Annotated in this window: 22 protein-coding genes; 10 read left to right on the top strand and 12 right to left on the bottom strand. The window is 73.3% G+C overall.

Features of this window, described 5'->3' with window-relative positions; all coding sequences use genetic code 11:
* Window positions 1-178 precede the first annotated feature (178 nt).
* The 8 genes from ACN27D_RS33830 to ACN27D_RS33865 all read left to right on the top strand — a co-directional run bounded on the left by ACN27D_RS33830 (window position 179) and on the right by ACN27D_RS33865 (window position 9,729).
* A complete protein-coding gene (locus tag ACN27D_RS33830; RefSeq protein ID WP_421500964.1) occupies window positions 179-1,507 on the top strand; it encodes a Gfo/Idh/MocA family protein in 1,329 nt (442 codons plus the stop codon).
* 16 nt (window positions 1,508-1,523) lie between these two features.
* The gene (uxaC, locus tag ACN27D_RS33835) at window positions 1,524-2,957 is read left to right on the top strand and encodes a glucuronate isomerase (protein WP_421500965.1); all 1,434 of its coding nucleotides are present in this window, start codon (window positions 1,524-1,526) and stop codon (window positions 2,955-2,957) included.
* A complete protein-coding gene (locus ACN27D_RS33840) occupies window positions 2,954-4,255 on the top strand; it encodes an enolase C-terminal domain-like protein (RefSeq protein WP_421500966.1) in 1,302 nt (433 codons plus the stop codon). Before uxaC ends, ACN27D_RS33840 begins: the two co-directional genes overlap by 4 nt.
* On the top strand, window positions 4,246-5,730 hold the full coding sequence (locus ACN27D_RS33845) for a mannitol dehydrogenase family protein (protein WP_421500967.1): 1,485 nt from the start codon (window positions 4,246-4,248) through the stop codon (window positions 5,728-5,730). The genes ACN27D_RS33840 and ACN27D_RS33845 overlap by 10 nt, the downstream gene beginning before the upstream one ends.
* Window positions 5,727-6,932, top strand: coding sequence for a Gfo/Idh/MocA family protein (locus tag ACN27D_RS33850; protein ID WP_421500968.1), 1,206 nt, complete (start codon window positions 5,727-5,729; stop codon window positions 6,930-6,932). The genes ACN27D_RS33845 and ACN27D_RS33850 overlap by 4 nt, the downstream gene beginning before the upstream one ends.
* A gap of 26 nt (window positions 6,933-6,958) precedes the next feature.
* On the top strand, window positions 6,959-8,302 hold the full coding sequence (locus tag ACN27D_RS33855) for a pectate lyase family protein (RefSeq protein ID WP_421500969.1): 1,344 nt from the start codon (window positions 6,959-6,961) through the stop codon (window positions 8,300-8,302).
* 235 nt (window positions 8,303-8,537) lie between these two features.
* The gene (locus ACN27D_RS33860; protein ID WP_121686086.1) at window positions 8,538-8,996 is read left to right on the top strand and encodes an ATP-binding protein; all 459 of its coding nucleotides are present in this window, start codon (window positions 8,538-8,540) and stop codon (window positions 8,994-8,996) included.
* A gap of 7 nt (window positions 8,997-9,003) precedes the next feature.
* Window positions 9,004-9,729, top strand: coding sequence for an HD domain-containing protein (locus ACN27D_RS33865; RefSeq protein ID WP_421500970.1), 726 nt, complete (start codon window positions 9,004-9,006; stop codon window positions 9,727-9,729).
* A 313-nt stretch (window positions 9,730-10,042) separates the two neighbouring features.
* On the opposite strand, the gene ACN27D_RS33870 is transcribed toward ACN27D_RS33865, so the two are convergent.
* From ACN27D_RS33870 to ACN27D_RS33900, 7 genes are all read right to left on the bottom strand, one after another.
* On the bottom strand, window positions 10,043-10,585 hold the full coding sequence (locus tag ACN27D_RS33870) for a barstar family protein (RefSeq protein WP_421500971.1): 543 nt from the start codon (window positions 10,583-10,585) through the stop codon (window positions 10,043-10,045).
* A 57-nt stretch (window positions 10,586-10,642) separates the two neighbouring features.
* Window positions 10,643-11,083, bottom strand: coding sequence for a ribonuclease domain-containing protein (locus ACN27D_RS33875; protein ID WP_357894679.1), 441 nt, complete (start codon window positions 11,081-11,083; stop codon window positions 10,643-10,645).
* A gap of 186 nt (window positions 11,084-11,269) precedes the next feature.
* The gene (locus ACN27D_RS33880) at window positions 11,270-14,179 is read right to left on the bottom strand and encodes a M36 family metallopeptidase (RefSeq protein ID WP_421500972.1); all 2,910 of its coding nucleotides are present in this window, start codon (window positions 14,177-14,179) and stop codon (window positions 11,270-11,272) included.
* Window positions 14,180-14,449: 270 nt separating this feature from the next.
* Window positions 14,450-15,697: a hypothetical protein gene (locus tag ACN27D_RS33885; protein WP_421500973.1), complete on the bottom strand. Its 1,248-nt coding sequence runs from the start codon at window positions 15,695-15,697 to the stop codon at window positions 14,450-14,452.
* A 73-nt stretch (window positions 15,698-15,770) separates the two neighbouring features.
* Window positions 15,771-16,721, bottom strand: a complete 951-nt coding sequence (locus ACN27D_RS33890; protein ID WP_421500974.1) for a DUF7008 domain-containing protein — start codon at window positions 16,719-16,721, stop codon at window positions 15,771-15,773.
* A gap of 104 nt (window positions 16,722-16,825) precedes the next feature.
* The gene (locus tag ACN27D_RS33895; RefSeq protein WP_421500975.1) at window positions 16,826-17,671 is read right to left on the bottom strand and encodes an alpha/beta fold hydrolase; all 846 of its coding nucleotides are present in this window, start codon (window positions 17,669-17,671) and stop codon (window positions 16,826-16,828) included.
* A 40-nt stretch (window positions 17,672-17,711) separates the two neighbouring features.
* Window positions 17,712-18,257, bottom strand: coding sequence for a hypothetical protein (locus ACN27D_RS33900; protein ID WP_421500976.1), 546 nt, complete (start codon window positions 18,255-18,257; stop codon window positions 17,712-17,714).
* A gap of 317 nt (window positions 18,258-18,574) precedes the next feature.
* Here ACN27D_RS33900 and ACN27D_RS33905 point away from each other — a divergent pair, with 317 nt between their 5' ends.
* The gene (locus ACN27D_RS33905) at window positions 18,575-19,396 is read left to right on the top strand and encodes a hypothetical protein (protein ID WP_421500977.1); all 822 of its coding nucleotides are present in this window, start codon (window positions 18,575-18,577) and stop codon (window positions 19,394-19,396) included.
* An 11-nt stretch (window positions 19,397-19,407) separates the two neighbouring features.
* Here ACN27D_RS33905 and ACN27D_RS33910 read toward each other — a convergent pair whose 3' ends face one another.
* The 3 genes from ACN27D_RS33910 to ACN27D_RS33920 all read right to left on the bottom strand — a co-directional run bounded on the left by ACN27D_RS33910 (window position 19,408) and on the right by ACN27D_RS33920 (window position 22,558).
* A complete protein-coding gene (locus tag ACN27D_RS33910) occupies window positions 19,408-20,037 on the bottom strand; it encodes a VOC family protein (protein ID WP_421500978.1) in 630 nt (209 codons plus the stop codon).
* A gap of 78 nt (window positions 20,038-20,115) precedes the next feature.
* Window positions 20,116-20,673, bottom strand: coding sequence for a M23 family metallopeptidase (locus ACN27D_RS33915; protein WP_421500979.1), 558 nt, complete (start codon window positions 20,671-20,673; stop codon window positions 20,116-20,118).
* A 103-nt stretch (window positions 20,674-20,776) separates the two neighbouring features.
* Complete coding sequence (locus ACN27D_RS33920; RefSeq protein WP_421501229.1) at window positions 20,777-22,558, bottom strand: ABC transporter ATP-binding protein; 1,782 nt, start codon at window positions 22,556-22,558, stop codon at window positions 20,777-20,779.
* A gap of 107 nt (window positions 22,559-22,665) precedes the next feature.
* Here ACN27D_RS33920 and ACN27D_RS33925 point away from each other — a divergent pair, with 107 nt between their 5' ends.
* Window positions 22,666-23,082 (top strand): MarR family winged helix-turn-helix transcriptional regulator, encoded by a 417-nt coding sequence (locus ACN27D_RS33925; RefSeq protein WP_421500980.1) that lies wholly within the window; start codon window positions 22,666-22,668, stop codon window positions 23,080-23,082.
* Window positions 23,083-23,146: 64 nt separating this feature from the next.
* On the opposite strand, the gene ACN27D_RS33930 is transcribed toward ACN27D_RS33925, so the two are convergent.
* Both ACN27D_RS33930 and ACN27D_RS33935 read right to left on the bottom strand, forming a co-directional pair.
* Window positions 23,147-23,773, bottom strand: a complete 627-nt coding sequence (locus ACN27D_RS33930) for a TetR/AcrR family transcriptional regulator (RefSeq protein WP_071094679.1) — start codon at window positions 23,771-23,773, stop codon at window positions 23,147-23,149.
* 95 nt (window positions 23,774-23,868) lie between these two features.
* Window positions 23,869-25,140 carry an ABC transporter substrate-binding protein gene (locus ACN27D_RS33935; protein ID WP_071094678.1) on the bottom strand — a complete coding sequence of 424 codons (1,272 nt, stop codon included), beginning with the start codon at window positions 25,138-25,140 and terminating at the stop codon, window positions 23,869-23,871.
* Window positions 25,141-25,154: the final 14 nt, after the last annotated feature.

Below are 25,154 nucleotides of genomic sequence, written 5' to 3' on the forward strand. Positions count from 1 at the left end.
GCCCGTGTCAACGGTCCATTGTTGCGGCTCGATTGCGGCGACGGTCCCGGTGGGCGCGCGAAACCTCATCAATGCGGATGGATAGGGCGGCTTGGCCGCCATCCGTTGACGACGCATCCACCGTCGTGGTTTCTTCGGCTGCAAACCTTTGCAGCCGACTGCCAGGGAGGCCGACGTCATGTCACCACCGGCCCGGGAACGGGTCCGCCACGCCCTGGTGGGTGCCGGGGCGCGCGCCGAGATGTTCGTCCGCGCCCTCGCGCTCGACCACGCCGACACCGCCGAGCTGGTCGCGTTCGCCGACGTCAACCAGCGGAGGATGGACGCGCACAACCGCTGGCTGGCCGAGCTGGGCCACCGGCCGGTGCCCACGTACGCCGCCGGTGACTTCGCGGCCATGCTCGCCAAGGAGCGGGTCGACGTGGCGCTGGTGACCAGCGTGGACGCCACTCACGACGAGTACGTGACGGCGGCGCTGCGCGCCGGCTGCGACGTGGTCGTGGAGAAGCCGATGACCGTGGACGCGCAGCGCTGCCGCCGCATCCTGGACGCGGTCGCCGAGACCGGCCGGCGCGTGACTGTCGCGTTCAACTACCGCTACAACCCGCTGCACGAGCAGGTCCGGCGGCTGCTGGCCGACGGCGCGGTGGGCGAGATCGGGTCGGTGCACTTCGAGTGGCTGCTCGACGTGCGCCACGGCGCCGACTACTTCCGCCGCTGGCACCGCGACAAGTCCGTCTCCGGCGGGCTGCTCGTGCACAAGTCCGGGCACCACTTCGACCTGGTCAACTGGTGGCTGGACGCGCGTCCGGTCGAGGTGCACGCGTACGGCCGGTTGTTCTTCTACGGCGCGGACGGCCGACGCCACGGCTACGCCCGCGACTACGACCGGGCGCACGGTTCCCCCGCCGCCGACGGCGACCCGTTCGCGCTGCGCCTGGCCGACCACCCGAGGCTGCGCGAGCTGTACCTCGACGCCGAGGCCGAGGACGGCTACCACCGCGACCGCAACGTCTTCGCCCCCGGCGTGACCATCGAGGACGACCTCGCGGTGCTGGCCCGCTACGACACCGGCGCCACAATGACCTACCACCTCACCGCGTACGCCCCCTGGGAGGGCTACCGGGTCATGGTCAACGGCAGCCGGGGCCGCCTCGAACTGGAGGTGACCGAGAGCGACCACGTCAGCCCGTCCGTCGCCGGTGCACTCAAGGGCTCGGCGCTGCACGGCGACGAGGCCGCCGTCGAGCAGGGCGCGGCCCGGCTCACGCTGCGCCCGTTCTGGGCGCCGCCCCAGGAGATCCCGGTCGAGGGCTGGACCCGGCGCGGGCACGGCGGCGCGGACGCCCGGATGACCCGGGTGCTGCTCGGCGGCGAACCCGACCCGCTCGGCCGGGCCGCCACCGCCCGCGACGGCGCGCTGGCGCTGCTCACCGGTCTCGCCGCCAACCGCTCGCTGGAGACCGGCGCGCCCGTCCGGGTCGCCGACCTGCTCACCCTGCCCTGACCGAGGAGCCCCCGCTGTGCCGATCATCCCCCGCGGCGACCTGCTGCTGCCCGCCGAGCCCGGGCTGCGCGCCCTGGCCCGCGAGCTGTACGCGCTCGCCGCCGAGCAGCCGATCATCTCGCCGCACGGGCACGTCGACCCCGGGCTGCTGGCCGAGGACCAGCCGTTCCCCGACCCGGCCCGGCTGCTGATCGTGCCCGACCACTACCTGACCCGGATGTTGCTCAGCCAGGGCGTACCCCCGGCCGACCTGGGCGTGCCCAGCATCGACGGCAGCCCGGTGGAAACCGACGGGCGGACCATCTGGCGGCGCTTCGCCGCGCACTGGCACCTGTTCCGCGGCACCCCGTCGCGACTGTGGCTGGAGCAGACGTTCCGGCACGTGTTCGGCGTCGACACGCCGCTGAGCCCGGCCACCGCCGACGCCGTCTACGACGCGCTCGCCGCGCGCCTGGCCGAACCGGGGTTCCGGCCCCGGGCGCTGTTCGAACGCTTCGGCATCGAGGTGCTCGCGACCACCGAGTCCCCGCTGGACGACCTGGGCCGGCACGCCAAGCTCGCCGCCGACGGCTGGGGCGGACCCGGCGGCCGGGTGGTCACCACGTTCCGCCCCGACGACGTCGTGGACATGGAGTTCGGCAACTGGTCGGCCAACGTGGACCGGCTCGCCGAGGTCTCCGGCGAGGACACCGGCACGTACGCCGGTTACCTGGCCGCGCTGCGGGCACGGCGGGAGGCGTTCGCCGCCGCCGGGGCCACCTCCACCGACCACGGGCACCCCACCGCCCGTACCCTCGATCTCGGCCCGGCGCAGGCCGCCGCGCTGTACGACAAGGGCCGGCGCGGCCTGGCCGACGCCGCCGACGCGGAGGCGTTCCGGGCACACATGCTGCTGGAGTTCGCCCGGATGTCGCTCGACGACGGCCTGGTCATGCAGCTGCACCCCGGCGCGGTCCGCAACCACAACCGGTGGCTGCACGCCCGGCACGGCCGCGACGTGGGCGGCGACGTGCCGCAGGCCACCGAGTACGTGCACGGCCTCGCCCCGCTGCTCGACGCGCACGGCAACGACCCCCGCCTCACTGTGGTGCTCTACACGCTCGACGAGGACACGTTCACCCGGGAACTCGCCCCGCTCGCCGGCGGGTACGCGGCGCTGCGCCTCGGCGCGCCCTGGTGGTTCCTGGACTCCCCCGAGGTGCTGCGCCGGTTCCGGGAGGCGGTCACCGAGACGGCCGGCTTCTACAACACCGCCGGGTTCGTCGACGACACCCGCGCGTTCTGTTCCATCCCGGTACGCCACGACGTGGCCCGCCGGGTCGACGCCGGCTTTCTGGCCCGCCTCGTCGCCGAGCACCGCCTCGGCGAGGACGAGGCCGCCGAGACGATCGTCGACCTGGCGTACCGGCTGCCGAAGCAGGTCTTCAAGTTCGGAGGCGGACCCGCATGACCACAATCGTCGACGTCGAGGTGCACGACGTGCGCTTCCCCACCGCCGCCAGCGGCGACGGCTCGGACGCCATCAACAGGGGCGACTACTCGGCCACGTACGTGGAGCTGACCACCGACGGCGGGCCCACCGGCGCCGGGTTCACGTTCACCAACGGCCGGGGCAACGAGATCACCTGCGCGGCGGTACGCGCGCTCGCCCACCACGTGCGGGGACGCACGATCGCCGAGATCGCCGCCGAACCGGTGGCGTTCTGGCGCTCGCTCACCGCCGACGTGCAGCTGCGCTGGCTCGGCCCGGAGAAGGGCGTCATCCACATGGCCACCGGCGCGCTCGTCAACGCGGTCTGGGACCTGCGCGCCAAGCTCGCCGGCAAGCCGATGTGGCGGTTCCTCGCCGAGGCCCCCACCGACGAACTGGTCGCGACGATCGACTTCCACCACATCACCGACGCGCTCACCCCCGACGAGGCGGCGGCCATCCTCGACAAGGGACGCGACGGCCTGGCCGACCGGCTCGCCGCGCTGGAGCGCGACGGGTTCCCCTCGTACACCACGTCGGTCGGCTGGCTCGGCTACCCGGACGAGCAGGTGCGCGCGCTGACCCGCGAGGCGTACGCGCAGGGGTGGCGCGCGATGAAGATGAAGGTCGGCGGGCGAATCGAGGACGACCTGCGGCGGGCCCGGATCATCCGGGCCGAGATCGGGCCGGACGCGCTGCTGATGATGGACGCCAACCAGGTGTGGGACGTGGACGAGGCGATCGCCGCGATGGGCGTGCTCGCCGAGGTCGACCCGTACTGGATCGAGGAGCCCACGCACGCCGACGACGTGCTCGGGCACGCCCGGATCGCCCGCGCGGTGGACGAGCTGACCGGCGGCCGCTGCCGGGTCGCCACCGGCGAGGTCGCCGCCAACAAGGTCATCTTCAAGCAACTGCTCCAGGCCGAGGCGATCGGCGTGATGCAGATCGACGCCTGCCGCGTCGGCGGCGTGGACGAGGTGCTCGCCGAACTGCTGCTGGCGGCCAAGTTCGGCGTGCCGGTGTGCCCGCACGCCGGTGGCGTGGGCCTGTGCGAGTACGTGCAGCACCTCGCGATCTTCGACCACCTGCGCGTCGGCACCAGCCTGGACGGACGCATGGTCGAGTACGTCGACCACCTGCACGAGCACTTCACCGACCCGGTACGCACCCGGGGCGGGCGCTACCTGTTGCCCACCGCGCCCGGTTACAGCGCCACCATGCACCCGGAGTCGATCGCGCGGTTCCGCTTCCCGGACGGCCCGGCATGGCGCTGACCACCGACCGGCTCGGCCTGGCCACGCTGCGCCGCCTGCCGCAGGAGTCCCGGCCACTGCTGCGCCCCGGCACCGTACCGGCCGGCATCGTCCACCTCGGCCTCGGCGCGTTCCACCGCGCCCACCAGGCCGTGCACACCGAGGCGGCGGTCGGCGCGGCCGGCGGCGACTGGGGCATCGTCGGCGTCGCGCCGCGCAGCACCGGCGTGGTCGACGCCCTCGCCGCGCAGGACTGCCTGTTCAGCGTCACCACGCTCGCCGCCGAGGGCGCGTCCACCCGGGCGATCGGCGCGCTGACCGGGGTACGGCACGCCGCGAGCGACCCGGACGCGGTGGTCGGCCTGCTCGCCGACCCGGCGATCCGGGTGGTCACGCTGACGGTGACCGAGAAGGCGTACCGGCTGGACCCGGTGACCGCCGCGCTCACTGTGGACGCGGACCTGACCGCCGACCTGACCACCGGCCGTCCCCCGCGTACCGTGCCGGGCCTGCTGGTCCGCGGGCTGCTCGCCCGCGCCGCCGCCGACGCCGGGCCGCTGGCGCTGGTGAGCTGCGACAACCTGCCCGCCAACGGGCGGCGACTGCGCGGACTGGTGGAGCAGTGCCTCGCGCTGGCCCGGGTGCCGGACGCCACAGCCGAGCGGGTGCTCACGGCCGTCACCTGCCCCGGCACCATGGTGGACCGGATCGTGCCGGCCAGCACCGACGAGACCCGGGACGCCGCCCGGCGGGCGCTCGGCGTGACCGACCTGGCGGCGGTCGCCGCCGAACCGTGGTCGCAGTGGGTGATCGAGGACGACTTCCCCGGCGGGCGACCGGCCTGGGAACGCTCCGGCGCGGTACTCACCGACGACGCCGGCCCGTGGGAGCGGCTGAAACTGCGGGCACTCAACGGCGTGCACTCCGCCACCGCGTACCTGGGGGCGCTGGCCGGCGCGGAGACGGTGGCCGAGGCGCTGACGCTGCCGCACCTGGACGCGGTGCTGCGGCGGCTGCTCGCCGAGGAGATCGCGCCGAGCTTCACCCCGCCGCCCGGCGCGGACGTGGCCGACTACGGCGAGCAGGTACTCGCCCGTTTCGCCAACCCGGCGATCCGGTACCGGACGACGCAGGTCGCGATGGACGGCTCGCAGAAGCTGCCGCAGCGGGTGCTGCACACCGTCGCCGACCTGCGGGCCGCCGGCCGGTCGGCGCGGTGGAGCGCGCTCGTGGTGGCCGCGTGGCTGCGGTTCCTGCTCGGGTACGCCGACGACGGCCGGCCGCTGCCGCTGGACGACCCGCTCGCCGACCGGCTGCGCGCCGCGCTCGCCGCCGGAGCGCACACCCCGGCCGGGGTGGTCGACGCGGTCTTCGCGGTGCGCGAGGTGTTCCCGGCCGACCTGGCCGACGACGACGAGTTCCGCGCCGACGTGACCGGCTGGCTCACCGCGCTGGAACGGCACGGCGTCCGGGCGACCCTGGCGGACGCCCGGTGACCAGCGGGTGGGCAGCGACCCGCCGGGGGTCGCCGGTGCGCGGCAACGACCCGCCGCGGGTGGCGCTGATCGGGGCGAACGGGCACGGCCGCTGGCACCGCCGGACCATCGCGGAACTGCACGCCGCCGGGCGGGCGCGCCTGGTCGCGCTGGTCGACGTGCGGCCGTTGGAGGCCGAGCCGGACGCGCCCGTCCCGCCGGAGACCGGCGTCTTCACCGACCACCGGACCATGCTCGCCGAGTCCCGGCCGGACGTGGTGGTGGTCTGCACGCCGCCGCACACCCACCTGCCGATCGCGATAGACGTACTCGCCGCCGGGGCGGACCTGCTGCTGGAGAAGCCGCCGGTGCTCGACCTCGCCGAGCACCTGACGCTCGCCGCCGCCGCGGACGTCGCCGGCCGCGCCGTGCAGGTCAACTTCCAGGCGCTCGGCTCGGCCGCGCTCACCGAACTGACCGGCGCGCTCGGGCGGCTCGCCCCGGTCACCGGCATCGCCACACTCGCCGCCTGGCAGCGCCCGGACGCCTACTACGCCCGCTCCCCCTGGGCCGGGCGGCGGTCGGTCGACGGCCGCCCGGCGCTGGACGGCGCGCTGGCGAACCCGCTCGCGCACGCGCTGATGCAGTGCCTCGCCGTCGCCGAATCCGTTACCGGCGCGCCGGTACGCCCGGCCCGGATCGAGGTCGAGCGCTACCGGGTCCGCCCGATCGAGGTGGACGACACCGCGGTGCTGCGGCTGACCCCGCACGCCGGACCACCGGTGCTGGCCGCGCTCACCCTCGCCGCCGAGGAACACGTCGCCGGGGAGGTGCTGGTCACCGGCGAGCGAGGGCGGGCAGTGCTGGAGTACCCGACCGACCGGCTACGCCTACCCGGCGACAACGCGCTCCGCCCGGTGCCCGGCCGCCGAGGGCTGCTGGCGAACCTGCTCGACCACCGCGCGGACGGCACGCCGCTGATCGCGCCGCTGGCGCGTACCGAGCCGTTCACCGCGGTGCTGGACGCGCTGCGGGACGCACCCGTTCCGGCGCTGCTCGACGGGGACCTGGTGCGCGAGGCGGGCGACGGCCCGCAGCGGGTGCGGATGGTGCGGGGCGTCGGCGCGGTGCTGCGGACCGCCGCGGAGACCGGCGCGCTGCCGTCGGAGGCGGGCGTGCCGTGGGCGCTCCCGCCGCACGTGGTGGACCTGCCCGCGCAGTGAATGTCCCCGAGAGAACGGAACGAGTCATGCGTACCCGAACCGCAGTCGTCGCGGCGCTGACCGCCGCGCTCGTCCTCACCACCGCCGCGCCCGCGCCGGCCGCACCCGGCGGTCCGTCCCGGGCCGCCGAACTGCTCGGCCGCCAGACCCTCCCGGCGAACGACGGCTGGGCCGCCGCGGGCACCGGCACCACAGGCGGGTCGGCCGCCGCGCCGGACCGGGTACGCGTCGTGCGTACCCGGGCCGAGCTGGTCGCCGCGCTCGGCGGCGACAACGCCACGAACGCCGCCGACGCCAGCCCCAAGATCGTGTACGTGGCCGGAACCGTCGACGGTTTCGAGGGCCCGGACGGCACCCCGCTGGACTGCGCGGACCTGGCCGACCCGGAGTACTCGCTGCCCGCCTACCTGGCCGCGTACGACCCGGCGACCTGGGGCCGGACGAACCCGAGCGGGCCGCTGGAGGCCGCGCGCGTGCGGTCGGTGGCCGCCCAGACCCGGCAGACCCAGATCAACGTCGGCTCGAACACCACGATCGTCGGGCTGCGCGGCGCCCGGCTCACCGGCCTGACGCTGATGATCGACAGGGTGGACAACGTGATCGTGCGCAACATCGAGTTCGCCGACGCCCGGGACTGCTTCCCGGCCTGGTCCCCGACCGACGGCGACACCGGCAACTGGAACTCCCAGTACGACCAGATCTCGGTCCGGCGCAGCGAGCACGTCTGGATCGACCACAACACGTTCACCGACGGCGACAACCCGGACAGCGCGCAGCCCGTCTACTTCGGCCGGCCCTGGCAGGTGCACGACGGCTCGCTGGACGTCACGCACACCGCCAGCCTGGTCACCGCCTCCTGGAACCGGTTCACCGGCCGGGACAAGGTGATGCTCATCGGCTCGTCGAACACGGTCGGCCCGGACGTGGGCCGGCTCAACGTCACCGTCCGGCACAACCTGTTCGACGGCACGCTGCAACGGCTGCCCCGGGTGCGGTTCGGCCAGGTCGACGTGCACGAGAACCACTACCGGCTCGGCGGTCCCGGCTTCGCGTACGCCCTCGGCGTCGGCGTGCAGTCCGCGCTGTACGCGGAGAACAACTTCTTCACGCTCACCGGCGACACCACCCCGGCCGACCTGCTGTACGACTGGGGCGGCACCGCGCTCACCGAGCGGGGCAGCTGGGTCCGGCAGGGTGACCGCCTGCCCCGGCCGGTGGACCTGCGCGCCGCGTACAACGCCGCCCACGACCCCGACCTCGGCGGCGACGCCGGGTGGACGCCCACGCTCCGCGCCGCCCGGCCGCTGCCGGCCCCGCTGGTCCCGTTCGTCGTGGACGCCTGGGCCGGCGCCGGCCGGCTGCCGCTCTGACCTCCGCCGGAGCCCACCCGGCGACCGGGCCGGCGTCCCCCGGGGACGCCGGCCCGGCGTCGTCACCGGCCCGCCGGCTGACACGCCGCCCCCGATGCGCAATGATCACGTTTGACGGACACCGCCGCCGGGGGAATGAACCGGCGGCCACCGGGGACAACAGGGTGAGAATCAGGCGGTGACAGCGCTAGTGGGCGCCCAGGTCCGGGGACGGGCACGGGACGGAGGGCCGGACGTGACGGGTGGGGCATCCGGCGACGTCGGCCCGGTTCTCACCATCGACCTGCCGGCCGACCCGGCCCTGCTCGCCACCACACGGGAACGGCTGCGCGGCTGGCTGCACGCCCAGGGCGTGAGCGAGTGGGACGTCGACACCGTTCTCATCGCCACCGGCGAGGCGTGCGCCAACGCCATCGAGCACGGCTACCGCTTCGCCCGGGAGGGCATCACCACGCTGCGGGCCGAGCTGCTCGGCGACCGGCTGGAGATCGAGGTACGCGACCGGGGCGGCTGGCGCGCGGCGGACGGCGACGACACCGGCGACCGCGGCCGGGGACGGCTGATCATGGCGCGGGTGATGGACGAGGCCACCATCGTCGGCACGCCGGAGGGCACCTGCGTACGCCTGGTCAAGCGCCTCACCGGCGACGCGAGCGGCCCGGCGGGCGCCGGATCTAGCGAAGATCAGCTATAAGGGACGCATGGAGTTCCCCGCCTACCTCGCCACCATGCCGATGCACGCGATCACCGAGATCCACGGTGAGCCCGGCCTGCTGGCCCGGTTCCGGCTGGAGATCGAGGCGTTCGACGAGGCCGCCCGCGACCGGCTGACCGAGGCGCTCGACCTGGCCGCCGACCTGCACCGCGACGACCGGCGGGTACGCGAGCCCTACCTCAACCACCTGCTACGCGTGGCGATCCGGCTGATGCACCACTACCAGGTGCGGGACGTGGACGCGATCGTCGCGGGTCTGCTGCACGACGCGGTCGAGGACCACCCCGCCGAGCTGGCCGGGCTCGATCCCGACACAGGGGCGGAGGCGACCCCGGCGGCGCTCGCCGCGCTGTCCGACCGGTTCGGCGCGCGGGTCGCCCGGCTGGTCGCGGCGGTCACCAATCCGGCGTACGACCCGGGCCGGGACCGCGACGAGCAGTACCGGGAGCACGTGGCGGCGAGCCTCGAACGGGAGCCGTGGGCGCGGGTGATCAAGGTGTCCGACTTCACCGACAACGGTGTGGGCGTGATCCACACGGTCGGGCCGAAGGTGACCCGCGCCGCCACCAAGTACCGCCCGCTGGTGCCGGTCTTCCGCGACCTGGTGGCCCGCCCGGACACACCACTGTCCCCACCGGTCAAGCAGCACATCCTCGCCCAGCTCGACCTGGCCGAGGAGCGCTTCAGCGCCATCCTCGACCACCCCGCCTGACCTCCGCCCCACCCCGTCGATCATGAAGTTAACCGCCCGGAGAGCGCTCTCCACCCCCGCCAACTTCATGATCACCCCCCCTCCCCGACCCTGCCCGGCCCGCCCCGAACCGCTGCCGCGGCGTTGATCAAGGAGTTTGTGGCTCTGCGGGAGCCTGATCCGGACGCAAACTCCTTGATCACCGCCTGGTGTGGGGGCCGGGCGGCACGCCGGCGACGGGCCCCGGCGCGGCGGCCAGGCGAGGGCGGGGCGGGTGGGCGCGCGGCGAGGGCGGGTGGTCCGGGGTGGGTGGCTGAGAGGGCGGGTGGCGGGGTCAGCCGGCGGAGGGTGGGGTGCCGACCCGTCGGCCGAGCACCGCGGCTACCCGGTCGCGCAGGGCGGACAGCCGGTCCGGGTGGTCGCGCAGCACCACCCGCAGCGTCTCGTGACCACCGGCGGCGACCGCGCCGAGCACGTCCAGCAGCGTGCCGAGCTGGGCGGACGGCTCGTCGGCGAGCAGGTCCGCCGCGTCGGCCACGACCACCGTCAGCGGGCCGGCGTCGAGGCGGTCGGCGAGCGCGTCCGCGAGGGCGTCCCAGTTGCGGCCGTACCAGCCGGGCAGCGCCAACGCCTCGGCCAGCGCCTCGTGCAGCCCGGCCCGGGTACGCGCCCGCGTGCCGGACATCAGCACGCCGCCCGGCAGCGCCCCGCCACCCGGCAGCGCCCCGCCGCCCGGCAGCGCCCCGCCACCCGGCAGCGCCCCGCCGCCCGACTGCGGGCCACCGTCCGACCCCGGTACGGTGGCGCCGCCGTCCGGCTCGGGCGGCGCGCCGTCGTACACGAGCCAGGCTGGTGCCTGCGGGGACGCCGCACCCATGGATCCGTCCTTTCCCGACGGCGCCGGCCGGGGTGGCCCGGCCGGCGCCGAGGCGGCTCAGAGCCGGTAGAAGTTGGCGTAGTGGTCGGGCGAGAACCAGGTCACGCCGGTGCTCTTGTTGACCACGATCCGGTACGCGTCCCGGGAGGCGTTGCAGGCGCGCGGGTAGACGTCGTACTCGTAGTAGGTGGCACCGGAGGGCAACTGGCCCTCGTAGTTGTAGAACCGGCCGCCGGCGAAGTTGCACTGCCCGCCGCTCCACGAGTACCAGCCGCGGCTCGTCGGGAAGCTCTTGGCGGACCAGCCGGAACGGGCGGTGCGCGCGTCGGCGCAGCGGGACTGCGTGCAGGAGCCGTAGACGGCGGCCGCGGCGGGCTCGGCGAGCCGGGTGGAGAGCGTGGACGGGGCGACGAGCGCGGCGGCGGCCACGGCGGTGACCAGGGCGGACGCGGCGAGGGCGCGGCGTACGCGGGTGACGGCGGCGCGGAACGGGGTCAAGGGATCCTCCTTGAGCGAGCCGGCAGGACATCGACCAGCATCGTTTCCTGGTCGCCGCTCAGTCTGTCGAGGATCCTGCCCGCCGTACAGCCCCGATCCGGCGACGGCGCCCCGAACCCCGCGTGAACACACGATGGCGGGTGCGGACGGGCGACCCGAGCCGCCCGTCCGCACCCGCCGCGTGGATCAGTGCGTGAACGCCTGGAACTCCGCGATCCGCACGTTCTGCGCCTGCGGGCTGGCGGTGGCGCAGTCGGTCGCCGCCCGCGGGTCGTCGTCCTGCTCACCGGCGTAGTCCGGCGCGCCGGTGCACTGGTTGGTCAGCACCTCGACCCGCAGGTGCGTGGCCTTGGTGCGCGGGATGTCGAACGACCGCATGATCAGCTCGGGCGCCCGGGGACGCGGCGCCACAGCCGGGAACGCGTCCGGCCGGCTGGTGTAGACCGGCCGGAAGTCCGCCGCGTCGGCGCAGGTCACCGGCCCCGTCGCGGTGCACGCCAGAACCCGGAACTGCCGCACCGCGGAGTACCGGCTCTGGGTGCCGGCATCCGCGTCACCGGTGACCGGCGGGCGCAGCATGGCACTCACCTGCACCCGGCGTACCTGCTGGACGTCACCGGCCAGGTCGACTGTGACCTGCCGGCCGGCGACCGGCGCACCGAGCGAGGCCCAGTTGGTGGCCTCGTCGTCGTCGGCGATCTGCGGCAGGTTGATCCCGTCGCCGCTGACCGCCGCGCCCGCGGTGGCCGAGGCCAGGTTGGGCCGCAACGTCACCGGCAGCGTCCGGTTCTGGCCCGCCTTGACCTTCACCGGGCCGATGCGGGTGTGGCCGTAGCCGGGCGCCCGCACCACGAACTCGTACGTGCCGGGGACGAGATCCACCCGGTCGGTCAGCGGGGTCGCCGCGTCGGTGTCCGCCACCGGCACCGCCCGCGCCTGGTAGCGCCCGACGAACAGCTGCGCGCCGGCGACCGGCCCGCGCTCGCCGACCGGCAGAAGACGCAGCGAGCCCTCCCGCGCGTACGGCGAGGTGAAGCCCGGCGTGGGGTCGGCGTCGGTGTGGCCGACGCTGGCCGCGGTCTCGCCGAGACCGCGCCCGGCGAACGCGTTCCAGAGCAGGTCCTGGTTGGCCCCGCCGAAGCGGATCCGGTCGGCGGCGAGCATCGCGTCCCGGGCGTCGACCATGCTGACCTGGCTGACCGACATGAGCAGGAACGAGTCGAAGACCAGCTGGATCCAGCGCCGGTTACCCGGGCAGGCGGTCACGTCGCGGGCGCCGGTGGCGCACGCCTTCTGCACGGCCGGGGTGCCGCTGCCCCAGCGGCGCATCATGGCCGCGCGGATGTCGGCGTTGGTGGCGCTCCACAGCTCACCGGAGGCGTGCACCTGGAGGCCGACGAAGTCGTAGTCGACCGAGCTGTAGTTCAGCGGGCTGTCGCTCATGTTGTAGTTGCGGATGCCCGCGTTCGGGTCCCCGGTGGTGTACTCGCCGATGGTGAAGCCGCGCCGGCCGGGTGCGGCGTACCCGTGCTCGAACAGGTACTCCATGGCGAGCTGGTCCGACCAGCTCTCGCTCATGCCCTGCGGCGAGCTGACCCCGGCGCTCGGGCCGGCGATCATGCGGTTGGTGACCGCGTGGCCGTACTCGTGGGCGATCACCGACATGTCGAAGTCGCCGTCCACGCAGGGCGCGTAGAACGAGCCCGCCATCGGCTGCCACAGGTACATGTTGGTGGTCGGCGCGACGCCGTCCGGCGGGGTGATCTGGTTGGCGTTGTTACGCGCCGCGAACGCGGGCGGACCGCCGCTGATGCCGCCGGCCTGCGCGTTGCCCTGCTCGGGGTCGTTACCGAGACCACCACGGCCGAGGTTGTCCTGCTGCATGTTCCAGGTCTCCTCGGTGAACCCGAGGTGATACGTCCAGTCGTGCATCCGGTTGTGCATGGCGAACAGGTTCGCCCGCGCCGCGTCGATGTCGTTCGCCTGCGGCGAGGTGAACACCTCCGGGTTGCAGCGCTGCTCCTGCCACTGGTTCGTCCACGGGTAGTCGTACCTGCGGTCCGGGCGGGGCGTCGCGGTCTCGGTGCCGACGCTGAACGGGTCGTTGCTGTTCCAGTTCTGCACCGCGATCGCGTTGTTGCCCTTGGTCGTGGTGGTGGACCGGCCGGTGGCCGGGTCCACGTCCCACGCCGGCTGCCCGGGTACGCCCACCACCTCGGCGCAGCCGCGCGCCGGCACGGCGCACCACCGCTTGCGGGTGTCGGCCGAGGACCCGTCGACACGCGGCGAGTTCGGGAAGACCTCCCACGAGGGGTGGTCGGCGTCGTGGTCGATCAGGTCCTCGCGAACGAGCACCGCGCCGTCGCGGGCGTCCACGTAGGTGGAGTAGGCGGCCGGGTCCGCGCCTGTGGTGTCCGCGCCGAGGACCACCTCCCACGCCGCGCGCGGCCCACGGTCCGCGGTGGGGACCGCGACCAACGAGGTACGCACGACCTGCGCGTCGGCACGGCCGGCGTCGGCGATGGCCGCCTTGCGGGCCTGCTCGGCGCTGATCGTCGCGGGGGCCGGCGTACCGGCGTCACGGGCCAGCGAGGAGCTGACGTGCCACACCGCTCCGTCGCGTACGCCGATCGACAGCATGCCGTCGACGGCGGCCGGCAGATCGCCGAAGCGCTGCCGGAACAGGACGGTCGCGCCCTGCCCCATCGGCGCCACGGTGAGCAGTTCCAGCGCGGCGGCGCCCTCGGCGGTCAGGCCCAGCACGTCCCGGTTGGCTGCCACGTACGCGCGCGCGGCGGCGGCCGGGTCGGCGGGCAGGCCGGTGGCGAGCGGCTTGCCGGTCGAGGTGAGGGTGGCCGGCGTACCGAAGTCGGTCCAGCGCACGCGCGCGCCGAGCGCGGCGGCCCGGTCCCGCTGCCGCTCGCTGGCGGCGACGCGGCCCTTGCGGTTGTCAGTGGCCTTGGTGTCGTGCCGGTCGCCCGGCAGGTGGTCGGGTGGCGCCTGGGTACGGGTCTGTTCCCGGGGTGCCGCCTGGCCGCCGCCAGCGGCGGTCAGGACCAGACCGGCTGCCAGCAGCAGCGCGGTGGTCCCCGTCAACGCACGGGATGGTGTGCGCACGGTCCCTCCTGTCATCGTCGAACGGCGATGTCCGTTCCGCCATCCGACCAGGACGATCAACCGTCCGACACCATCCGAACATCCATAAATGTTGCTGCGTCGATTTCTCGGCGGCACCCACGGCGCCTCCGGTCGAGCAGATCCGAGACTCATATCTCACCAGACGAGATACGAATGGATCTTGGTACGAAACGGCCCCTATGAGGGCCCTTTCGTACCAAGATCTCCACAGCGTCAACAGCTCTCAGGTCACGTTCTCTTCTCCTGGTGTTCGTCGTCGTCCCCGCGTCGGCGCAGTGCCCACCCGCCGACCCGGCCGGAGAGCTTGCCGGTCGCCCATTTGGCCCGGTCGAAGGTGTCGTTGCCGAGGCGCCGGGCCGCGTCCACGCCGTCTGCGCCGGTCTCGAGCGCCTTGTCTCTCGCCTCCTTGGCAGCGTCCGTCCATCGTCTCGCCTCCGAGGGCTGCCCATCACCCTCGATCCCGAGCCGCCCGTGGAAGTCGACGATGGCAGCCGAGACGTGGTTGCTCGACTTCACCACCGCCGGTGAGTCCATCGGGTTCAGCAGCACCTTGGCGTTCGCTCTGCCCGCAGCCGCTTCCATGCGAGCCAGCAGACGCTCGGTGCACCGGGAGATGAGTTCGAGCCGGTTCTGCCGGGCGTTCCTCAGCCCGACGCGATGCCCGTCCAACTCGTCCGGCGACGCATCGAGCACCCGGTCGAGTTCGAGCACGGCGATCGCGTCCTGCAGTTGGAAGCAGCGGGCCAGGACGACGAGCCACTCCTGTGCCTTGGACTCCGCTTCCCTGGCCGCCTTGGCGAGATCACCGATAGCGGCTTTACGCTCCAACTTCTCCGCGAGCGCGTCGAGTTGACGCAACGCGTACGCCTGGGTTTCCGCGATCGTCGCCGGCGCGCCCTGCACCTTCGACCACGTGACCTCGTCGACCCGGCCCCGCTGCTCGCGGATGGTCATGGACTCCTCGATGACGAAGCCCACGCCGATCATCCGGGCCAGCACCGCGTCCTTCTGGGCGCGGAGCACATCGTCGACCTTCTCGTCGATCGTGGCGAGATAGTCGGTGATCTCCTTCATGCTCTGCTGCATCGCAAGCTGCGCCATGAGTCCCGCAGCACCGGCCAGCAGCGCCGGATTGCCGGCCATTGACACCTTGTCGATCTGGAGCCATTTCTGGATCGAGCCTGGATCTCCCACCATCGCGTGGCTGACACCCGGGGTCTTGGTCGGCATCAAACCGTGTTTGTGCACGAGTTGGGCCGATTCCTTTGTCAGCTGCACCCAACGACCCGAGTGGGCGGCGATCTCGGAACCAGCCTGTGCCGCTGTCGCCCCGACCTTGAGGACAGATCCGAGCCGAGGCAGCCCGAGGTCTCTGGACGGCAGGCCCTCGGAGACGAGGAAGCGCTCGACAGCCGTCGGATCTCCGATGACCGCCAGCCCGTCGCCGTCGCTGACCAGCTGGATCTCGTTACCCATTCTCGGCTCCTGACAGGTGGGGAGGGTGGAGAGCGATGTTGTGCACCCTGTTCGCAGCTTGAGGTGCAGACGGTCAGTGGTCTCGGTGAGGAGTTGGGTGCTCGTCGGCGATCAGGTCGGCGATCACCTGGCCGAGATCCTGGCCGGGGGCGTGGATGCCCGCGACGGCGAGCACGTCGGCGTCGCGGCGCAGCTCGTCGGCGAGCTGGGCGGTGGTCAGCGCACGCGGCTGTTCGGGGCCGTCGACGTGGTGACACGACAGATCCCGTGCCCCGCACCGGTCGAGCAGCCAGTCCCGCAGCGCCTTGCGCTGCATCGCGTCCCAGCCCTCGGTGGCCCACCGCCGCTTGTACTCCGGCCGCTCGATCAGCCCGACGGTGCGGTTGCCCTCGATGACCGCGATCCGCCGTTCCACGATCGCCCGGTACTCAGGCCTCCAGTACGCCGGCAGCTCGGTGATCGGCTTCGACCGGTGGCGCTCGAACCACTGCGTCTCCAGGCCCTCGTCACGCATCTTGCGCGCGAGCACGATCTCGAACGCCCGCTCCCCCGGCGTTTGCATCGGAGGCCGGACGCTCTCCGGCGCGGTCAGGTCGTCGTCCAGCAGCCCGTAGAGCGAGTAGACCTGCCAGTCCAGCTCCTCCTGCAGTCCGATCATCACGCCACGAACGCAGTGCCACTCGTAGCCGGCGGCATCCAGCCGCTTGCGGGTCGGCACCCCGGAGGCGGCAACCGCCGCCGGGGTCACCCTGGCGAGCCGCCGCGCCAGATCGTCGATCTCCCGGCTCAGTTCCACCGGGTACGCCGCCGAACGGTCGAAGACCGTCTCTTCCGGATCGGGCAGGCAGTGGTGACGCGTCGCCACGAACGCGGCGGCCAGCGACCAGGAATGCGCACACTCGCCCTTCGGCAGCGGATGGTGGCAGCGCATCTCATCGACCGGACCGGCCCGCTCCCGCGGGTCCTTCTCCCGCCTCTCGGCCTGCTTCTGCAGGTCGGACAGGAGCAGTTTCCGGTCGATCACGCGACGACTCTAGCCGTCCCGCCGCCGGGACCGCGGCAGCCGTAAGTACCGATCTCCTCGACAGACCGCTACCGATGGCTTCCCTCTCAGCCTCGGACGTGGGCTCACGCCGTCGCATCGAGGAAGGTGGCCACCACCCGACGGAAGTCGTGCGGATTCTCGACCCACGGCAGGTGACCGGATCCGGGGAGGCTGACCCGCTCGCAGTTCGGCAGCGCCTGCTCCAGCGAGTCGACGCCCCAGCGGGGGCGGATGTCCTCGGGGCCGTCGATGATCAGCACGGGGAGGTCGAGTGCCCGGCACCGCACGGCGATGTCGGATTCCCTGAGCTCCTGCTTCACCTCGGCGTTGATCACCCGGTTGCAGTCGTGGTTGACGCCCAGCCACGGCGTGGCCATGCCCTCGGCGTGCGTCATCGCGGCGTCAGGATCGGCGAAGTCGGCCGACCACTGCAGGATCGCCCGTTCGCGTTCCTCGGCAGGAGTGCGGGTGCGTGCACCCAGCGCCTCCCACCGGTTCAGATGAGGCCCGAGCCGCCGCCTGAGATTCCGCTCGTAGTGCGGATGCCAGCCGCGTTCGGAGTCGATGCCGGTGCCGGACACGTAGATCAGGTGACTGACCCGCTCCGGGTACTCGATCGCGTACCGCAGCGCCAGGTGCGCGCCCCACGAGTGGCCCAGCACTGCCGTTCGCGGTCCGGCCAGGTGTTCGCGTACCGCGTCGAGGTCGGCGACGAAGCGGCCGATCGTGTACGGACCGCGCCGCTGGGAACGCCCGCAGCCACGCTGGTCCCACCGAACGACACGGGCGTGCCCGTCGAGCAGCCGGGCGACCGGGCCGAGGTAGTCCCAGATGCCCGGGCCGCCGTGGCAGAGCACCAGCGGCGCGCCGGCACCGACCCGGTCGGCCCACAGGCGACAACCGTCTTCGGTACGCACGTCCGCAGTCATCGACGACAGTATGGCGAGCCGGCGAGCCGACACCGTCCGGTCAGTCCTGGGTGCCGGCGAACAGGGTCCAGGCGTCTATCTCGGTCGGCGCCAACGGCCGCGCCGGCAGATACGACGCCAGGTCGCGGAAGTCCGCCACCGCGTTGTGCACGCACACCGCGAGCGAGAAGTGCAGCAGTTCCCGCACCGCCTGCGCATCGGGCGCGGTCACGTCGTCGAGCAGCGGACTGCGGACGTCGAGCGCGAACACCACGTGGCAGGCGCTCTGGTCGGACTTGACCACGCAGTAGTAGCGCCCGGCCTCCGCCAGCCGGTTACGGATGTTCGCCCAGGCCATCGCCCCGGAGATGTCGGGCACGTCGGCGCCGGCCACGCAGGCCATCCGGAAGACCCAGCGGGCCGGGTCTTCCGGTGACACCGCGCCGTAGACCAGCACCAGGCCGCCGCGGTGGAACACGGTGAAGCCCTGCACGTCCGGGGTCAGGTGCAGGAAGTCCGGGGTCCAGACCCGGTCGTACTGCCGCTCGGCGAGGGACCGCAGGAACTGCACGGTCTGGCCGGCGGCCTGACGAGCGTCTACGCCCATGCGTTCTGGTCCTCCCCCGAGGGATCACGGAAGCTCACGCTATGAAGCGGCACGGACACGGATCAAGGTGCGGCGATCGAGTCTGGATGGTCGGTCCCGTGAACGGGACCGAACCCGCTTCGAGTCCCACGGATAGGACTACAGGGCGGCTCGTCCGATCGGTCAACACCCGACGCGCGGCTGCGCGCGTACACCGGCCGGGGTTGTTAGCGTGGATTGCGGACCGCACGGCGGTCCGGCCACCCCTCGCCCGACGGCCCGCGCGTCCCGGTGACGCCGCGGGACGCGGTGCTGCGATCCGGCATGGAGGGGGTGCGATGACCGCGGTGCCGGAGGATCCGAGGCCGGGTGACCGCCGGCCCGCGCCCGGCGCGCCGGTCGACGGCTGGCGGCGGCGCTGGAGCGTACGGACGCGGGCGCTCGGCGAGGCGGCGCGCGTGCGGACCCGGCGCTTCTGGGACGGTGCGCAGCCGACGCTGCGGCAGCTCTGGTGGACCGAGGAACCGGTGACGCCGGTGACGACAGTCGACCGGCGCGTACCGGAGCCGCTCGCGGTGCCGGCGCAGGGCCAGGTGTACGTGTTCCTGGTCCGCGCCACCTACACCTGGTCGTCGGAGACCGCCCGGCCGGAGCTGTTCGGCTGGTACGTGGACTACTTCCAGCAGCAGGCCGCGCAGCGCCTGCACCGGCTGGCCGTCCGGTGCGCGGTGGAGGTGCCGCCGCACCGCCCGCGCGACCTGCACGCCGCGTTGACCGCCGCGCTGGCCGAGGACGACCCGTCGCCCTGGACGTACGCGCGCGGCGAGGTGACGTTCGCCTGCGAGCCGGACGTCACAGTGCACCTGGACGAGCGGGCGCGCAAGCTGCTCCAGCCGTACTGGGAGCAGCGCATCGCGCTGGAGTGCGAACGCGACCTGGCCCGGCGCCGCGCCGAGTACGCGGAGGAACGCGACCGGCGCGACCGCCCGCCGGAGCAGGCGAGGACGGCGGGCGAGGCGGGACGGGCGCGGCGTGGATCGCGGCCGGACGGACCGGTGGAGTCGTTCACCCCGCTGGAGCCGCTGCTCCCCCCGCCCGCACCGCGCTCGGCCCCGGGGCAGCGGCCCCGCGCCGGCGAGCCGGAGCCGCCCCAGGTCTGAGCCCGGCGGCGTCAGCCCGGAACGGCGGCCGTCTCGGGGCGGGCCTGCCGGGCGGCCAGGTACGCGGCGATCCCGGTGTTGTCCTCGGTGGCCAGGAACGCGCCGCGCGCGTTGACGAGCGCCTCGTCGGCGTGGGTCAGGCAGCCCCACACCGTGTCGCCCCACGGGTCGGCGAGCTTGACCTCGGCCGGCTCGGTGCAGGGCTCGCCTCGTGGTCCGCCGATCCGGCAGTGGCCGGGGGCGCCGTCGCGGCGGGCGGCGACCTGGGCGGCCCGGCGCACCGGGGCGGGCCGTCCGTCCGGCTCGACCTGCGGGGCGGGTACGCCCGGTGGGTGGGCGAACAGGATCGTGTTGCCGTCGGGGTCGACGGTGCGGCACTCGCCGCCGGGAGCGTTCTCGACCCGGTGGCCCGCCGCGACGAGGCGTTCGGTGGTCGCGGCGACGTCGTCGACGTGGAGGTACAGCGTGGCCGGGGCCGGGGCGCCCTCGACGATCAGCAGGGTCAGGTCGCCGCAGCGCAGACACGACCGGCCGTCCTCGCCGGGCTGCCGGGTGTAGCCGAACAGCGCGTAGAACCGGCCGGCCGTGGCGGCGTCACCGACGTTCAGCACCGGGGCCTGACCCTGAACTCCGCTGCGCACCGCGCCACTCTACCCATTGGTGCTCGTAAATCACGTCTTGCAGATCGGGTTTTCATCCCGGCCGGCGGGTGTCCCGGGTCAGCAGCCGTTGGTGCTGGTCTGGTTGCGCTTCAGCCCGTCGGACCAGGTGACGCCCTGGACGACCGCCACCACCACGCTGCCGTCGTGGATCTGCTCGTAGTGCAGGTGCGGGCTGAGGTCGTACTTCGCCGACGTCGCGCCGACCCGGCCGATGACGTCGCCGCGCTTCACGGTGTCGCCCTTGGCCACCGCGCGCGAGTTCAGGTGGGCGTACCGGGTGCGCCAGCCGTCGCCGTGCCCGATGACGATGGTGTTCCCGTAGCCGGAGGTGGTGGAGTAGTACGACTCCAGGACGGTCCCGGCGGCGCTGGCGACGGTCCGGCGGTTGAGGTCGTCGGGGCTGCCGTTGGCGTCGTAGTGGTTCCAGTCGATGGCGTGGGCGGGGCTGTGCCCGTTCCAGTTGCTGCCCTGCCAGGTCTGGCCGCACAGGAACGGCATCCGGAAGCCCGGCCGGGCGGCCTGCGCGGGCTGCACGCCGAGCATCGCCCCGGCGACGACAGCGGTCGTGAGCAGCGCCGGCACGCGCCACCGGGCGACGGTGGTCGTCAGCGACATCGTTCCCCTCCTCGCATCGAGTGATCCGGGTCGATGCTATGGGCCGCGCGGACGTCGGGTAAATAGCTACACGGATGAATGCCCGGCCAAAACTTTCCTACGGTCAGCCGACCAGGGCGGCGTACCGGCCGCGCCGGTCCAGCAACGCGTCGTGGGTGCCGGACTCGACGATCCGGCCGTGGTCGAGCACCGCGATGCGGTCGGCGTCGCGGACGGTGGAGAGCCGGTGCGCGATTGTCACCACGGTGCGGCCCCGGGCCAGCTCGTCCAGCGCCCGCTGGACCGCGCGCTCGGTCTCGGTGTCCAGCGCGCTCGTCGCCTCGTCCAGCACCAGGATCCGCGGGTCGCGCAGCAGGGTCCGGGCGATCGCCAGGCGCTGCTGCTCGCCGCCGGAGAACCGGTGGCCGCGCGAGCCGACCATGGTGTCGTACCCGTCGGGCAGCGCGGCGACGAGGTCGTGGATGCGGGCGGCGCGGGCGGCGGCCTCGATGTCGGCATCGGTGGCGTCCGGGCGCGCGTACCGGAGGTTGTCCCGCACGGTGCCGTGCAGCAGGTACGTCTCCTGGCTGACCACGCCCACGACGGCGGCCAGGTCGGCCGGGCGCAGGTCGCGCAGGTCGATCCCGTCGATGGTGATGCGGCCGGCGTCCGGGTCGTGCAGCCGGCTGATCAGCGCGGCGAGCGTGCTCTTGCCGGAGCCGGTCTCCCCCACCAGGGCGAGGCTGGTGCCGGCCGGGACGTCCAGGCTGACGCCCGCGAGGGCGGCGGTGTCGCTGCCCGGATAGCTGAAGGTGACGTCCTCGATACGTAGGTGGCCGCGGGCGGTGGCCGGGTCCAGCGGGACCGGGCGGGCCGGCTCGGCGACCTCGACGGGCAGGTCGAGGTATTCGAAGATGCGGGCGAACAACGCCAGCGACGCGGTGAGCGTGACGCCCACGTTGAGCAGGCCCATCAGCGGCCGGAACAGGTTGCCCTGCAGGGCGGTGAACGCGACGAGCGTGCCGATGGTGAGCGTGCCGGCGGTGCCGGGCAGGCCGGCGCCCAGGTAGATCACCGCGGGGATGGCGGCGAAGACGATGCTCATGGCGGCCATCCGCCAGCGTCCGGCCAGCTCGGAGCGCAGCTCCAGGTCGACCAGGCGGCCCGAGGAGGCGGTGAACCGGTCGACCAGGGCCGGGCCGGTGCCGAGCGTCTTGGCCAGCCGTACGCCGCTGACCGACAGCCCTTCCTCGATGGTCACGGTGAGGTCGGCCAGTTCGCGCTGGCGCTGGGCGGTGATCTCCCGGCGCAGCCGGGCGACCCGGCGGGTGAGCCAGAGCGCGGGCGGCAGCACGACCGCCGAGACGAGGGTGAGGCGCCAGCTCAGCGCCAGCATGGCGATGGTGGTGGCGACCACTGTGGTGAGGTTGGCGGCGATCGAGGTGGCGGTGGAGGTGACCACCGCCTGCATGCCGCCGATGTCGTTGGTGATGCGCGACTGGACCTCGCCGGTGCGGGTGCGCACGAAGAAGCCGATCGACTGCCGCTGGAGGTGGGCGAAGACGTCGGCGCGCAGCCGGTGCATGACCTCCTGGCCGACGCGGGTGGAGATCCAGGTCTGGGCGACGCCGAGCACGGCGGTGACCGCCGCCACCACGACCATGCCCGCGACCAGCCAGGCAAGCAGCGTCAAGTCACGCTCGGGCAGGGCCCGGTCGATCACGGCACGCAGCAGGAACGGTGTGGCCATCGCGATGATCGAGGACGCCACGATGATCGCCACGACGGTGGCGAGCGGGCCCCGGTGGGCGGTGAACAGGCCGCCGATCCGGCGCAGGGACACGTCGCGGGCCTGGGCCTTCTCGGCGAGGGAAACGGTTCGGCCGTCGCGGCGGCCGTCGGGGATGCGATCCAACTGTGCTCCTCATGTGGGGGACGAATGCCGAAGTACCAACAATGCTGAGGTTACCTCAACATGAGGGAACAACACGAAAGGCTGTTACCGTATTCCCCGTGGACGGCAGCGACGAGAGCCTGGCCGAGACGTTCTGGGCGGTGACCCGCCGGCTGCGGCACCAGACCAAACGCGCGCTGGAGCCGTGGGAGATCAGCCCCGGGCAGGCGCGGGCGCTCGGCGTGCTGATGCGCCACGGCGCGCTGCGGCCCGGCGCGCTCGCCGAGCACCTGCGCATCGCGCCGCGCTCGGCCACCGAGGTGGTCGACGGGTTGCAGGAACGTGGCCTCGTCGAGCGCCGGCCCGACCCGGGCGACCGGCGGGCCACGCTTGTCGCCCCCACCGCCGAGGGCGAGCGGGTGGGCACCGCCATCCGGCAGGCGCGGGCCACCGAGGCGGAACGGTTCTTCGGCGCGCTCGGCCCCGACGACCGGGCCGAGCTGGCCCGGATCCTGCGCCGCCTGCGCGAGGACTGAGCGCACCCGGGGCGCGGCCCGGCGAGGCCGGAGGCGGCAGTCGGAGGACCGGCGCCCGGGGCCGTCAGCGCAGGCCGGCGGCGATCGCGTCGACCAGCAGCGCGCCGAGCGTGCGGGCCATCACGGCGCGGGCGGCGTCGACGTCGAGCCCCATCGAGTCGCGCATCATCGACCAGGCCGACCAGGTGCCGGCCACCGTGAGCGCGTCGAGCAACTGTTCCCGGCCCGGCCCGGCCTGCGCCAGCTCCGGGGCGAACACCGCCTCGATCTCCTGCCGGACCCGGGCGACCGCCGCCTCCCGGTTGCGGCGCAGCTGCGGGGAGAACGGCTCCCGCAGCGCCGACGCGCGGGCCGAGGGCGCCAGCACCTCCAGCAGCCGGGCACGCTGGTCGCAGAACGCGGCGATCCGGGCGGTCAGCGGCAGCTCCGGCGGCACCGGCCGCCAGAGCGCGGCCTGCCGCTCGCCGACCCGCCGCCCGGTCGCGGCGAACAGCGTCTCCATGTCCTTGAAGTTGGTCCAGAGCGTACGCAGCGACACCCCGGCCCGCTCGGCGATCCGTTCCCCGGTGGGCCGCAGGTCACCGGAGTCGATCAGGGCGAGGTGCGCCTCCACGATCGCGGCCCGGGTCCGCTCGGCCCGCGCCGCCCGGCCGTCCACCCGCTCCGGCGGGTCGGTCTCCAGCTCGATCATGGGTACGGGCTCTCCTGTTGCTCGTCTGCCGGCGGCCACTCTACGTGCGTGCCGCCGGGCGACCGGCACCCGGCCACCCGGCGACAGCACCGCGGTCAGGACGTCGGCACGGCGTCCGCCGGCGGGTTCGTCGGCGGCTCGGTGAACTCGGTGACCGCGCCGTCACCGTCGTCGGTGGTGTACGCGGGACCGAAGTACTCCTGCGCGCCGTTGCTCACCTTGGTCAGCCGGACGCCGCCGTAGCCGGCGTGCACGCCGTCGGCGTACCGGAAGGGGACCAGGCCGGGCCCGCGGAAGCCGCCCTTGCGCACGGCCTCGACCAGCTTCTCCCGGGTCGGGTCCGGCCCGGCGGCGAGCATCGCCTGGACGAACGTGTACGCCATCGAGTAGCCGTAGATCGCGTTGCCGTCGACCGGGTTGCCCGCGTTGTACTTCTGGTGGATCTTGGTGAACTCCTGGATCCACGGGTTCGCGGTGTCACTCACGTTCGGCAGGTAGTTGTCGGCCACCATGCCCTCGAGGATCACCTTCTTGTCGCCGAGCTGCGCGGACAGCGTGGTGTAGTCGGCGCCCACGTTGGACACCACCCACTGCGCCTTGAAGCCCTGCCCGGCGGCCTGGCCCATGGCGAGCGCGGTGAAGCCGGGGATGGTCGCCGAGATGACCACCTGGCAGCCGGCCGCGCGCAGCGCGCCGATGGCCGGGCCGACCTGCTGGTTGGTGGTGGTGTACGTCTGCTTCGCCGCGACCGGGCCGAGGACCTGCTCGACCCCGGCCAGCGAGTCCCGCCCGAAGTCGTCGTTCTGCCCGAAGTGGCAGACCTTCGCGCCGGGGAACTCCCGCTTGACGTAGCCGGCCAGGATCTTGCCCTCGACGGTGTAGTCGGGCTGCCAGCCGAACGTGGTCGGGTACTTGTCCGGCTGGTTCCAGTTGCGGCTGCCGGAGGCGACGAACAGGTCCGGCACCTTCTGCGTCTTGACGAACTCCAGCACGTTCGTGTGCGTGGGCGTGCCCAGGCCGCCGAGCAGCGCGAAGACCTTGTCGTCGAGCACCAGCTTGCGGACCACGTTCTCGGTGTTGGCGGGGTTGTAGCCGTCGTCCATGACCTTGTAGACGATCTTCCGGCCGTGCACGCCGCCCTTGCTGTTGACGTGCTCGAAGTACGCCTTCGTGGCGGCGGAGATCTTCGAGTAGCCGGGCGCGGCCGGTCCGGTGAGCGGTTGGTGGGTGCCGATGACGACCTCGGAGTCGCTGACGCCGGGGACGTTCTCGGCGGCTTGCTTCTCGTCGTCGGCGCAGGCGGGCAACGCGGCCAGCAGGGCCAGGCCGGCGGCGGCCGCGAGAACGCGGCGGGTGGTGGGGCGCATGGTTCTCCAATCCG

The organism is Micromonospora sp. WMMD1274, from assembly GCF_049179035.1.
Taxonomy (GTDB): domain Bacteria; phylum Actinomycetota; class Actinomycetes; order Mycobacteriales; family Micromonosporaceae; genus Micromonospora; species Micromonospora tulbaghiae.